Annotated in this window: 8 protein-coding genes; 6 read left to right on the top strand and 2 right to left on the bottom strand. The window is 59.3% G+C overall.

Annotated elements, in window-relative coordinates; genetic code table 11:
• The first annotated feature begins 57 nt into the window (after positions 1–57).
• From P9L99_20950 to P9L99_20925, 6 genes are all read left to right on the top strand, one after another.
• Positions 58–4,278: a PAS domain S-box protein gene (locus tag P9L99_20950; GenBank protein MDP8225842.1), complete on the top strand. Its 4,221-nt coding sequence runs from the start codon at positions 58–60 to the stop codon at positions 4,276–4,278.
• Positions 4,279–5,697: a sigma-54 dependent transcriptional regulator gene (locus tag P9L99_20945; protein MDP8225841.1), complete on the top strand. Its 1,419-nt coding sequence runs from the start codon at positions 4,279–4,281 to the stop codon at positions 5,695–5,697.
• A gap of 628 nt (positions 5,698–6,325) precedes the next feature.
• A complete protein-coding gene (locus P9L99_20940; GenBank protein MDP8225840.1) occupies positions 6,326–6,811 on the top strand; it encodes a DUF2505 family protein in 486 nt (161 codons plus the stop codon).
• A 56-nt stretch (positions 6,812–6,867) separates the two neighbouring features.
• Complete coding sequence (locus tag P9L99_20935) at positions 6,868–7,962, top strand: Vms1/Ankzf1 family peptidyl-tRNA hydrolase (GenBank protein ID MDP8225839.1); 1,095 nt, start codon at positions 6,868–6,870, stop codon at positions 7,960–7,962.
• A 97-nt stretch (positions 7,963–8,059) separates the two neighbouring features.
• On the top strand, positions 8,060–9,388 hold the full coding sequence (locus P9L99_20930) for a C45 family autoproteolytic acyltransferase/hydrolase (GenBank protein MDP8225838.1): 1,329 nt from the start codon (positions 8,060–8,062) through the stop codon (positions 9,386–9,388).
• Between the two features lie 130 nt (positions 9,389–9,518).
• The gene (locus P9L99_20925; protein MDP8225837.1) at positions 9,519–11,315 is read left to right on the top strand and encodes a sodium:proton antiporter; all 1,797 of its coding nucleotides are present in this window, start codon (positions 9,519–9,521) and stop codon (positions 11,313–11,315) included.
• Between the two features lies 1 nt (position 11,316).
• On the opposite strand, the gene P9L99_20920 is transcribed toward P9L99_20925, so the two are convergent.
• Positions 11,317–12,387: a 1-acyl-sn-glycerol-3-phosphate acyltransferase gene (locus tag P9L99_20920; GenBank protein MDP8225836.1), complete on the bottom strand. Its 1,071-nt coding sequence runs from the start codon at positions 12,385–12,387 to the stop codon at positions 11,317–11,319.
• Positions 12,388–12,457: 70 nt separating this feature from the next.
• Positions 12,458–13,747: an NAD(P)/FAD-dependent oxidoreductase gene (locus tag P9L99_20915; protein MDP8225835.1), complete on the bottom strand. Its 1,290-nt coding sequence runs from the start codon at positions 13,745–13,747 to the stop codon at positions 12,458–12,460.
• Between the last annotated feature and the right edge of the window lie 123 nt (positions 13,748–13,870).

Genomic DNA, 13,870 nt, shown 5'->3' with positions numbered 1-13,870 from the left:
AATTTGGTAGCCTCCTAATAATTGTTTTTTGGACTGGTCCGTGGGGAGAGACCGGTAATGTCGGACGCCAGGAAACTAGCTTCGTTTTTGCAGGGTTTCAATTTCATCGACGACGCCGTACTCGTTTCGATGGACGAAACCGGTGTGGTTTTTTGCAACGAAGCCGCCGAAGGAATGTTGGAACGGAAGGCGGCGGACATGATCGGCCTCGGCATGCCCGAAGTCGTTCCGCTGGCCGGCGTCGACGAGTGGCAAAAAATACTGCGGCGCGTGGAGCGCACGGGGAAGTGGACCGGCGAGTATTATCTCCCGAACGGAAACGGCGCCCGTATTGCCGTGGAATGGTCCGTGAAACGGCTGTCGCCGGTCGGCTTCGAAGGGCGCGGCCATATCGTCATAGCGCGCGACATCACGACAAGAAAAAAAATCGAGCAAGCGCTGCGGGAAAGTGAATCGCGGTGCCGCTTGGTTGCCGACAAAGTCCCCGACATCATCTGGCAGGTCGATACCGACTTAAACCTCACGTTTTGCAGCCCTTCGGCAAGAAGGATGCTCGGATACACGGAGGCGGAGATCGTCGCCGGTGGGCTCGGGCTGTTCATGTCCGAGGAAGCGATCGGTGAAATGCGGCGGCACGCCGATGCGGTCATTCCGGGGACCGGAGAATCACGAAGGCGGCGAAAGGGATGGCGGGCCGAAGTCCTCCATCAGTGCAAAGACGGCCGCGTCATCCAAGTGGAACTGACCGCCAACCCGCTCTTCGATAATGAGGGCAATGTGGTCGGCGCCGTGGGTATTACGCGAGATATCACGGATCGAAAAGAGAAAGAGTCCGAACTGCGCGCGAGTGAAGAGCGTTTTCGGCAGGTCGTCGAAAGCCCAGTCGCAGGGATCGCCGTGCTCGATGACCGAGGAGATTTGATATACGCGAACGGCCGCATGGCGGAGGTGCTCGGATACGAGGTTCGGGAAATGATCGGCCGCCATCTGACCGAGTTTATTGCACCGGCTGCCCGCGAGGAGTTGTTGGAACTCTTTGGGCTGCGACACGAAGGTATCGACCCGACCGAGCGGCATGCTGCGGACGTGTTGTGCCGGGACGGCGAGATTCGCACGCTGGAATTCAGCGCAACCGAGTACAGCGAGGCCGGCGGCGACCCGTACACGCTGGTGCACACGATCGACGTCACCGAACGCCGTCGCGCCGTCTCCGCCTTGCGAGAAAGCGAATCGGCCCTGCGCACGCTACTAAACGCCACCCACGATATCGCGCTGCTGGTCGATCGCGGCGGGGCGATTGAGGCGGTCAATCGGCAATTCCTGCAACAACAAGGGGGCGACGCCAACACATACTTCGGCCGAAACCTGTTCGACTTGACACCCGCTCCGGTTGTCAAATCGCGCCGCAAGCATTTTGCCGAAGTGCTCGAAACAGGGCGACCGGTTTATTACCAAGACGAGGTCAACGGCCATTTCTACTCGCACTCCGTATATCCAGTGCGGGACGAGAAAGGCGGCGTGGTCAAAGTCGGGGTGTTCTCGCACGACGAAACCGAGCGACGCGAGGCCGAGCGCGCCATGGCGTTGAGCGAAAGACGTTTCCGCAGCATCGCCGAAAACGCCCCGGTGGGAATTATCCTCGTGTCGAACGGCGAAGTCGTATACACCAACCGCGAAGTGCAGCAGATTTCCGGCCGCACGCACGAAGAGTTGCGCGGGTTCGGCGTTCTGGCGGCGATGGTGCCCGAAGAGCACGAACGGCTCATACAATTCGTTCGGCAGGTGCGCGAAAAAGGCGAACTGCCCGCGCAATTGCTGCTTTGGGTGGAACGTAAAGACGGGGAAAAGCGATTTGTGCGATGCCAGTTCGTCTCGATGGCCGACCCCCCGGATTTGCTCAACCGCCTCGTCGTCGTTACGGATCTGACCGATATCCACCATGCGCGGCGCGCCTTGGAAGAAAGCGAAGAACGCTATCGCATGCTGATCGAGTGGTCGCCCGAGGCGATCATCGTGCACCGAAACGGCGAATTTTTGTTCGTCAATCCCGCGGCCGCAAAGCTGTACGGCGCCGAGAAGCCGCGAGATTTGTTGGGGCACAACGTGATGGACGTCGTTCATCCGGAGGATCGGGAGATCATCGCCCAACGCTGGTCCGTCATTTTCAATGAGCGCCGCAAGGTACTGCCGACCGAGACGCGGGGTGTGCGCTTGGATGGCTCGGTGATCGACGTCGAGGCCGTCGTTGTGCCGATCGACTACGAAGGCGAACCGGCGGCGCTGGCGTTGATCCGCGACATCAGCGAACGAAAATGGGCCGGCAACGAGATACGCCGCAGCCAGGAAAGGCTGCAGGCGATTTTCAACAACGCGGCCACCGCGATCTGCGTTATCGATCACGAACAGCGTTTCGTGCAGGTCAATAACAAGTGGTTGGAGGTGATGCAATACTCGCGGGATGATGTACTGCGGTTACTAATCGAAGACGTGCTGCCCGCCGAAGACCGTGAACTGGGCCGCGAGCGGGCGCAGCAACTACTGGACGGCGTGCTCGCCGATATGCGCTTAGAGCTCCGTTTCGTGCGGCGTGACGGCTGCGCGATTTGGGCTGATTTGTCAATTAACACACTGCGGAACGAACGCGGAGAGGTCGAGGCGCTCATCGGTGTCGCGGTGGATATCACCGAACGAAAGCGGGCCGAACAAGCGTTACAGCTTAGCGAAGAGCGGTACCGCATCATTTCCGAAATGACCTCCGATTACGCCTATTCTTTGCGGATTTCCGACGATGGTGAACCAGTCTTTGAATGGGTCACCGAAGCCTTCTACCGCACGACCGGCTACGCGCCGGAAGACATCTCGTTTACCGCGTCGTGGCAACGTATCGTTCACCCCGACGACGCCCACTTAGCGGTGGCCCATGCCGAGCGCTTGATGTCCGGCAACGCGGACACGACCGAATTACGCATCAAAACGAAGACGGGCGAAGTACGCTGGCTGCGATTGACCGGCCGGCCGATCATCGAGCAGAAAGAGGGGCGTGCGGTGCGCATGTACGGCGCGGCGGAGGACATCACCACACGCCGGCGTTTCGAGCAGGCGCTTCGCGATTCCGAAGCGGAGAAAGCGCTGATCCTCAGTTCGGTGTCCGAAGAGATCGTCCACTTGGACGGCGATTTGCGCGTCGTGTGGGCCAATCAAGCGGCCTTGGACCGCAATGGAATGCCGGCCGACGAGATGGTGGGCCGCCAGTGCAGTGAAATCTGGTTGGAACGCCGACATGTCTGTGATTGCTGCCCGACACGCCTGGCGCTATCGACCGGGAGGCCGCAGCGAGCCGATGTCTATTCGATGGGCGACTCCCGTGTGTGGCGTATTGAATCGAACCCGGTACTGGACGAAACGGGGGCCGTGGTGGGCGTGGTAGAGGTCGGCGACGAAATCACGCAACAACATCGCGCGGAGGAAGCGGCGCGTATGCACGAGCAGCAGATGATCCAGGCCGACAAAATGATCACCCTGGGCCATCTTGTCTCCGGCGTGGCGCACGAAATCAACAATCCGAACCAGTTTATCGTGGCCAACGTCGGCCCCTTGCGGACCATCTGTCACGATGTGCTGCCGCTGCTGGATCGCTACTGTGAAGAACACGGCGATTTTTTACTGGCGGGTCGCAACTACTCGGTGCGACGCGAACAGATGGCGATCATGTTCGTCAACATTATTGAAGGGAGCAAGCGCATCAAGGCGATTGTCGATGAATTGCGCGACTACGCCGGCGGTCGACCGAGTCAGGTCAAACAGCCGGTGGAGGTCAACGAGGTCGTCCGCTCGGCCATCGAATTGCTGCAAAACATGATCAAGAACGCCACGCACGAATTTCGCGTGGAGTACGGCGACGATTTGCCGTCGGTCCAAGGCAGTTTTCAGCGTTTGGAGCAGGTCGTGATCAATCTGCTGCAAAACGCGTGTCAGGCGGTCGCCGACGACGAAACGCCCATCGTCCTATCAACGCACGAGAATCCGAAAGGCGATATTACGATTGAAGTCAAAGACGGCGGCGTCGGCATCGCCGAGGAAGATCTGGTCCACATCATCGATCCCTTCTTCACGACCAAACGCAGCGCCGGCGGCACCGGCTTGGGGCTGTCGATCAGTGCCAAGATCGTCGCCGATCACAACGGCCGGTTGGAATTCGAAAGCAAACCGATGCGGGGGACCGTGGCGACCGTCACGCTGCCGCCGATGAAACCGGCCCACCGGAAGGGGGAAGCGTAGATGCCGCATACGGCGTATCCAAGCCTGCCGATTCTGATCGTGGATGACGAGATCGCCGCGATTAACGGATTCACATTCACGCTGGAAACAGCAGGTCTCACGCGAACGGTAGGCTGCCAAAACAGCGCCGAGGTGATGGGCCTACTGGCCGAACAGGAATACAGCGTCGTGTTGTTGGATTTGTCGATGCCGGGAAAATCGGGCGAGAAACTATTGCACGAAATCGTCGCGCAGTATGCGGACCTGCCGGTGATCGTCGTCACGGGCGTCGATGATGTCGACACGGCCGTGAAGTGCATCAAAGCCGGGGCTTTCGACTACATGGTCAAACCCGTGGAAGAGGGCCGGCTGGTCACCGGCGTGAAACGCGCCATCGAACTAAGGGAATTGCGCCGCGAATACTTGTCTTTTCGTAAGCGCGTGTTGGCCGGTGATTTGGAAAATCCAGAAGCCTTTGCCGGAATTATCTGCCGAAACGCACAGATGCAATCAATCTTCCAGTACGTGGAGACCATCGCGCAATCCTCGATGCCGGTTCTTATCACCGGCGAGACGGGCGTCGGCAAGGAACTGATCGCACGGGCCCTTCACCGGTGCAGCAAAGCCACCGGCGAGATGATTACGGTGAACGTTTCGGGTCTGGACGACAACATGTTCTCCGACACGTTATTCGGACATTTGCGGGGCTCGTATACCGGCGCCGACCGCGCCCGTGACGGCCTCGTGCAAGCGGCTGCCAAGGGCACGCTCTTCCTGGACGAGATCGGCGAATTGCGGCCGGAAAGCCAGGTCAAGTTGCTGCGCCTATTGCAGGAGCGCGAATTCTTCCCGCTGGGCGCCGACGTGCCGCGGCAGTCCAACGCCCGAATCATCGTGGCCACCAATCGCGACTTGGAGAAAATGAAAGCCGAAGGCGCGTTTCGTAGCGATCTCTTCTACCGCCTACAAACGCATCACGTTCATATCCCGCCCCTGATCGACCGGCTCGACGACCTGCCGTTGCTGGTCGACCATTTTCTCCAGAAAGCGGCGGACGAATTGAACAAACCCAAGCCGACACCGCCGCGCGAACTGAATTCACTTCTGGCCACATACCATTTTCCCGGGAATGTTCGCGAACTTGAATCGATGATCCTGGATGCCGTGAGCCGCCATAAATCGCGCATGCTGTCGATGAAACAAATCAGCGAATACATTGATAAAAGACGTAGCGCCCAAGGTGAAATGCCGCCGCCGGAAGTCGCTCAGGGGCAGAGTCCCTTCGCGCTTTTTGAACAGCTACCCACCCTTAAAAAGGCGCAGCAATTACTCATCGACGAAGCCATGCGGCGTGCCGGACAGAACCAGACTCTCGCCGCGAAATTGTTGGGAATCTCGCAACCCGGGCTGAGCAAAGCGATCAAGCGCCAGCTGGACTAGCCGCAATACTACGTGTCAAAAGGGATATGACAAAAGTTATACCTCTGCTTTCGCAATAAAAAATAACTATTGAGAACAAAATCGAATCTTGGCCACAGCTCGAGATCAATCACTTTTGTTATGAGGGTTTGATTCGAGCCGGCGTTCGCACAATCAAGAAAATAACAGGAATTATCCGACAGTTATTCTTTTGTCCCGGAACGTGGAACGGTGATTGCACAAAAAACGAGTAAATCGTATCGGACACGCGACGGCGAATTGGATTCCTGCGGTAGGAAGGCGGGGAGCAGGCGGTTACCCGTCTGCTCCCAGTTGGTCGTGGCGACACGGTCGAACGCTCTTAAAAAGAGATTCGTTTTTTGGAGAATGGGTAGAGAAGATAGGATCTTTCCCTCCATTGGACCGGTAACGGTTACCCTTTAGGAGTCAGGGGCGGGCGCGGCGTATGTCGCGTCCGTTCTGTTTTTTAAACGCGAACGAAGGCGGTACGGGGCGACCGACTCCCGCAAGAATCCCATTATCAACCATGCTGTGGAACGACCGTGAAATCGACGGCGAAATTGTGTTATCAATAGGCGGTTTGTTGGGACTCCATCCGGCACCGAAATCAGCAGAAAGGAAACGAGCTGTGCAAATCTCCGGAACCTTTACCATCGATGCCCCGGTCGAAGCCGTTATGGCCGCGATTCGCAACCCGGAAATGATCGAGGAAAGCGAAAAAAGCCGTGACGCGCTGAACGTGGAAATCAGGGATCTGATCCAAACCGACGCCGAACACGACTTCGAAATCCACGTCGACGCGTATGCCATCGGCTTGACCGGCGTGGATAAAAGCACTGTGGAACACAACCTGACCATCGTTCAGTGGAACCTGGCGACGCGTGTCGGAACCTGGGTATGGAAGGGCGGCGGCAAGCACGCGAAGCGCGTTACAATTTCCGGCGCCTATCGTCTGACCGAGAAGGGCGGCAAAACCGACATGGATCTGACCGTCGACATCGAGATTCCGATTCCGGTCGTCGGGAAAAGGATAGCGGGCAAAGTGGCCTCCGAGTTCGAAAAGCAATGGCTGCCCTACGCGGCCCGCGTCGAGCGTTGGGCGAAGAAGGCTTAGTCCGCTACACTGCATTCCGCGCCGCGAAGTGAATCGCCGACTAACGGAGGAACGACATGAACCCGATGCCTGCCGATCTAAGAGAACTCGCCGAACTCGTCGCGCCGACGCGTTCGGTGCTGACGGTGTACCTGAGCCCCGAGGGGCAGCGACGCGACCTGGAAAAGCGTCTGGCTGCCTACCGCGAACTACTGGCCGGCGAACGGCCTGAAAGCCAAGACCTAGCGGCGAACGTTGCGCGACTCGCTTCGTTCCTGGATGAACGCGCCGCCGGCACCGCGGTGCTGTTCGTGGCCGCCGCGTCCCTCGACTACTTTCGCGGCTGGACGCTTCCCCGGTTGCGGGTCCCCATGGTATGCCACGTCGATTCCACGCCGCTTATTTCCCCGCTGGCCGAGACCTTCGATGAATTCGAAAATTACGCCGTGGTCGTTGCCGATAACCGCGTCGCGCGAATTTTCCTCGTCGCCGGCGGACGTCACGTCGATGAAAGCCGCGTGCGGGGCGACATCAAAAACCACGTGCGCAAGGGCGGGTGGTCGCAGCAGCGGTACGAACGCCGCCGCGACAAGCAGATCGGCCGGTATGCCGACGAGGTCGTCGAGCATTTGCGCGCGTTGGCGCAGGCGCAGGAGTTTTCCCGTCTCGTGCTGGTGGGCGGCAAGGAAGCGGTCGCGGAAATCGACGCCGCTTTGCCCCATGAACTCGCCGGCATGGTCGTAGGCGAAAAGGCGCTTGATTTGCGCCAAAACGAAACCGTCATGGAACGCGAAATATTCGATTTGGTCACCGCCGCCGAACGAAGCGATGAAGCGGACCTATGGCGCCGCATCAAGGGCGAATACCTGCGCGGCGGTTTGGCCGTCGCGGGCGGGCGCGATGTCCTGGACGTCTTGCGCCAAGGGCGGGCGGCGGCGTTGATCGTGAATCGGGATTCTCAGCAACAAGTCAGCCGTTGCGGAGATTGCGGTGCGACTTTCTTGCCGATCGGCGAGGGGTGTCCAGCCTGCAATTCGAGCGAGGCCTTCGATGTGCCGCTGATCGAGGCCGTCACCGAACTGGCCGTGCAAACCGGCGCCGAAGTGGAATACGCCGATCCCATTCCCGCCTTGGCGAAGCTCGGCGAAGTCGCTGCCTTGCTCCGGTGGTGAGGGCCGGCGACGTTGACCGCTCACGATTGAGAAACGCCCAACGAGCCCGTATACTAGGCAAAATTCATCGCGACCGAGCCCACAAACAGAGGATACCATGCAACGAAGTGCCGCAATCGTCGTTTGTTTTGTCCTGCTCGCCGCGGGCTTTGCGGCGGCCGAACCCGACCCGCCGATCAACGGTTACTTGCACGAGGTGGACGGCACCGAGGTCCTCCACGTGTGGGGAAGCCACTACGAAATGGGGTACGCCTACGGGCACATCAAGGGCGATGAAATCATCGAGTTAATGCACGGCTACATTCTGCACCTGCTGCCGCCGATGCTATATGACATCGTCCATGAAATCGTGCCGCTGCTGTTCGTCATGCCGCAACCTTATGCCGAAGAAGTGACCGGCATGATCGATGGCATGCACGACGCCGGGGCCGACACCTTCATCCCCTCGTTGGGCAGGCAATTCGATGCCGCGGACCTGCTTTTGTGCAACGCCGTGGGCGATATCGGCGCGATGGGCTGCAGTACTCAGGTGGCTTGGGGAGACGCGACCGCCGCCGAGCCGCTGGCCGGGGGAGAAACCGTCGCGGTGCGCAACCTCGATTGGACAACCGCCGGTCCCAATCCTTTTCTGCTTCCCGAACGCACGTTGGTGGTCGTCTATTCGCCGACCGACCCGCCGGGTCAAAGCGTGGCCAGCGTTACGTTTCCAGGTTATTTCGCGTGTCTCTCCTGCATGAATGAAAGCGGCGTGACGGCCTTGGTCAATATCGCGCACAACGGCGTGCCGCTGTGGGAAAACAATTTCACGCCATGGTTCGTGCCGGTCGGCATCGCGTTGCGTGAAGCCATGCACGCCGACACCGGCGACGCCACAGAGTTGGACGAGTTGATCGCCCACGTGTCGCGTCGCCGACGCAGCGGCGCCGTGGCGATCAACCTGGCGTTTCCCTTCGATGGCGAAAACGATCCCGGTCTCGTGCTGGAAGTCGACAACGGTGGGGCGACGCCGCGTTGGGCGAGTGACGAACCGCGCCTGCCGCCCGACGTAGTGATCTCGACCAACCATTTGCGCAAACTGCGTGAAGCGGAAAAATGCCGACGCTACGAAACGATGATCGACGGCATCGATCGTCTCGACGGGCAAATGACGTTGGCGGACATGTGGGCGATCGAGGCGGCGGTCGTTCAGGACTACTTCCTGTCCACGACGGTCCAAACGATGTATTTCCTGCCCCATCGCCGCGAGATGGGAGTATCTTTCTCCGCCGACGGAGTGTATTCGCCGTTCATCGAGCCATCTGTGTTGACGTGGGATGATTTGTCGGAATTGCCGGCGGGAGTCGACATCGACGATGATGACGAGGAACCCGACGCGGTTGAGGATGAAGACGACGATGCCGATGCGGGATGCGGCGCCCCGAATTGACGCCTGCGGGCTCTTTTCTTTGCCGATTCGCGCGACTATCTTTAATGCGCGTTGACCAACCGCCGACATCCATCGGAGCCGGCGAATCGTCCGTGCGGGACTCGACGGTTGTCACGACGGAGTGCGCCACGTGGAAGAAGAGACATTACTAATCGGCCTGGGTAGCATTTTGGTGCTCGGGATTACCGCCCGCTGGCTGGCGTGGCGTCTGCACCTGCCGTCGATTCTGCTTTTGTTGCTGGTGGGCTTTCTTGCCGGCCCGGTCACCGGCTTCCTACACCCCGACGAACTGCTGGGTGAATTGCTGTTCCCCGTCGTTTCGCTGGCGGTCGCCGTCATTCTCTTCGAAGGCGGCATGAGCCTGAAGATCAAGTCGCTGCGGGAGGACGGCTTCACCATTGCGCGACTCGTGACGATCGGCGCCCTGATTACTTGGGGTCTCGGCACGTTGGCGGCGCGGTACCTTTTGAATTTTGAATGGGGTATGGCGACTTTGTTGGGCGCGATTTTAATCGTGACCGGTCCGACGGTCGTGATTCCGCTCTTGTTATACATACGCCCGGTCGGCCGCATCGGTTCCATCGCCAAATGGGAAGGGATCGTCAACGATCCCATCGGCGCGATCATCGCCGTGCTGGTTTATGAAGCGCTGATTATTGGCGCGGAGAAAGCCTCGGCTTGGTTCGTGGTGTTGGGTTTGACCAAAGCGTTCCTGTTCGGCGGCTTGCTGGGCGCAGCGGGCGCGGTGCTGATCGTCATATTGATGAAGCGGCATTGGTTGCCCGATTTGTTGCAGGAGCCGGTCGTGCTTATGACGGCCATCGGCGTGTTCATCGGCGCGAACGTCGTACAGGCCGAATCGGGTCTGCTGGCTGTCACGGTGATGGGTATTGTGCTGGCCAACCAGTCGCAAGTTTCGGTCAAACACATCATCGAATTCAAGGAACGACTGCGGGTTCTGTTGATTTCCGGCCTTTTCGTGCTGTTGGCGGCGCGGCTCCAATTCGCGCACATGAAGCTGCTGGGGTGGGGCAGCGTCGCGTTTCTGGTTTTCTTGGTGTTAATCAATCGTCCGGCGATGGTGTTCCTGTCGACCATCGGTTCGCGATTGAACTGGCGCGAAAAAATATTTCTTTCATGGATGGCGCCGCGCGGGATTGTTGCCGCTGCAGTGGCCTCGTTGTTCGCGCTGGAACTGGCTGACCGCGGCTATGCGCGGGCCGACGAATTAATGGCCCAAGTGTTCTTCGTGATCGTCGCGACGGTCATTTTGTACGGCGTTACCGCAGCGCCGCTGGCCCGACGGCTACGCCTCGCCCAGGCCATGCCGCAAGGCGTGCTGTTTGTTTCGGCTCACGATTGGGTGCGCGAAATCGCCAAAGCGATCCGCAATGAAAACATCCAAGTCGTGTTGGTGGATACCAACCAGAGCAATGTTCTGGCCGCAATGCGCGAGGGGCTCGACGCCTACCACGAAAACATCGTTTCCCTGCAGGCTATCGACAATGTGCCTCTGCACGGCGTCGGACGGCTGTTTGCGCTGACCCGCAACGACGAAGCCAACGCGCTGGCTGCGCTGCGTTTCACGGAGCTATTCGGCCGATCTGAGGTCTATCAAATCACGCCGCATACCGACTTCGACGGCAGTCCCACTACCGATTCCCCGAAACACCTTCGTGGCCGGTTGCTGTTTCATCGCGCGGCGACGTACGAGAACATCGGGCGACGCTTTGCGCACGGCGCCCGCGTCAAGACCATCCAACTGACCGAAGACTTCGACTACCAGGCCTTCCTTAACACCTATGGCGAGCATGCAATGCCCTTGGCGATCATCACGATGGATCGGAAATTGCTGCCCTTCACCGCCGTGACGCCGCCGACGCCGCAGCCGGGACAAAAGGTGCTGGCGTTAATCGATCCGGTCTAGGTTAAATCTTCTCGATATGCTCGCTGATCCAGCGGTCGACCCGCCGCCACTGTTCGAACAACCACTCGATGCGCGCCGCAGTCTCGGTGGGAATATCTTTGAATGGCACGCGCCACATATTGATGTGAATTGTGCGGCCGACCAGCGCGCCGTTGATCAGGTTGTATAAACGGTTGGCGATTTCGAAACCGACGTGCGTGCAGAAAACCGCGTCCATTCCGGGGTTGCCTTCCAGAATCGCCAGCGCACCGCCGAGCCGGGGAGGCAGCACGTGTTTCAGGGACTCGGCACGCTTTAGCGCCGCTTCGTTGCCGCGTTCTCGAAGCCGGCGCAGGATACCGTCTCGTTTCCGGTGGGAAAAACGCGTTCCCTCCGGGTAGATCATCACGCCTTCGTCCGGAGCGACATCGGCGGTCATGGCGTGGAGGATATCGGTCTCGCGCGTGGTGTTCTGGGAGTCGCGCCGCACGAAATAATTCGGCAGTCGATTGCCGCCGATATCCAGGCAGGCATCCCACAAAAGGTCGCGTTTCATCACATACCGCAGGCGCATGCGTTGCTGCACCAGGAACAACTCGGCCGGCAAAATCGTGTCCGGCATCGCCGCGTGGCGAAAGAAAACGAGTATCGGACCAGGCGTTGCAACTTCGAAGTTGTCCACGATCAGGTTCAGCCGATAAATGCGCCGACCGACTTGCCACAGCCACTTCGCCCACCATCGTTGTATCGTGTAATTCCAGTCGAGGAATTGGCGGCGATTCACCCCGGCCCACACGCCGGAAAACAACCACGCGGCGAATAGGGCAAGGATGCCGGCGAACTCGGCGCCGAAATACATGAGTAGAAAGGCGTACGCGCGCAGGGCCGACCACTTGTCGCGACGAATGAGGTCGACGATGGCGACGATCGGAATCACCACCGGCGCGATAAGCCAAATGACCACCGTGCCGACGAGGTAACCGGGGATAGTGATCGCCCGGCGGCCCCACCGCTGCCAAAACGATTCATTGTGCCATGCGGCGCGTGAGCCGACGGCAATCTCCGTGGAAGCCGGCGGGTGTTGGTCACTCATGATTAATTACTCCGCCATCGAGCCGAATCGACATGCAGTCGAAGGCTATTACAGTGCCGCAGTTCAAACCTTAGGTGAAGGGTGCGACGAGCTTGCGAAAACGCTTATCCCACCCGGCATAGGACTGCAACTTCGGAAAGTTTTCAAAATGCCGCGCCACAAGGGTCGCGCGCAAAAACGCCGCGGCATACTTACGCGCTGTCCACATCTGCCGCGACAATCGAGCCAGGGGGAGAGCCCAATCGGTGATCGGCTTCTTCACCTCATAATTGTAGAAGGTCTGACGCAAATCGTCGGCACCGAACATACCCGCGTCGTACGCGGTAATCAACTCCCGGTCGGTCAGTTTGATTAACGACAGGCCCATCGCCAGCAAAAAAGCGAATTTCGCGCCCTGGTCGGTGAAGTACCGGCGATTGATCTCCCACAGCGCGCGACGGTCCGCCCCGGCCCGCAACGCCGCGGGAGCTTCTTCGGCGGCGATCTTCGCCAGGTTCATACCCGAAGCGATGCCTTCGCCGTTGAAGGGCTTGTTTGTCGCGGCCGCGTCGCCGATCACGATGAGGCCGTCGTCAACCAAGGTGGGCGGCGGGAAGGAATAAGGAATGGTGCCGGCCACGCTGCGCTCCACTTGCGTCGAACCCGGGAAAAGGCGCGTCGTCCACTCGTAATGCGCGGCCTCAAGGGTTGTCAAAGGCACGTTATTGCCCATGCCGACGATCCAGTTATCCGGGTAACGTGCTGTCCAGGAATTGGTTCCGAGGTAGGAATGAATGCCGTCGCCGGGCTTTGTCTCGGCATCGCGCCAGTACTGCATGAACACGGTAAACGCTTTGTCACAACCCGGATAGTTCATCGCCGGCATCTTCCGGCGCGCGAAACGATGCAATCCGCTGGCGTCCACGACGATGGCCGCTCGATACTCTTCGCTTCGCTCGCCGTGCTGCACCGCGACCCCGACGACTCGACCGTTCTCCACCAACAGTCGCCGCGCTTCCCGGCCGAAGCGAAAGACAGCGCCGGCTTGCTTTGCCAAGCGTCGCAAGTCGCGGATAAACACGTTCAGGTCCAACGCCCATGTCTCGATGCCGTCTACCCAAACGTGTTTGTCGGGGTCCGGCGTGTGCACCGTGATGCCGGGGTAGGTGCAGACGAGGTCTTTCTTCTTGGGAAGCGGCACCTCCGTGCGATCAAAGGCCACGCGTTCAAAATGGAATAAGCCGATGTCGGAGGGCGGCTGTTGGGCCGTGCGTCGCTCCAAACACCGAACATGCAGCCCGGCTTGCGCCATGCGCCAAGCGGCGTATGTACCAATCGGGCCGGCTCCTATCACGAGTACGTCACTGGTTTCGGTCTTCATGATTATCTCAGTTGGTTTTACGTTGGCTGTGAAAATCGACGCAATATCATACCATAGCACCGCTGCTTGTCAGCGCCGGTTAGCGATTCTATAGTCCGCTTTTTCGCGTCCTTTCGCAAAGGA

Source organism: Candidatus Lernaella stagnicola, assembly GCA_030765525.1.
In the GTDB taxonomy this organism is placed as follows: Bacteria; Lernaellota; Lernaellaia; order Lernaellales; family Lernaellaceae; genus Lernaella; species Lernaella stagnicola.
Note: the sequence above shows the minus strand (reverse complement) of the source record. Positions and strands in the feature narration are given on the sequence as shown.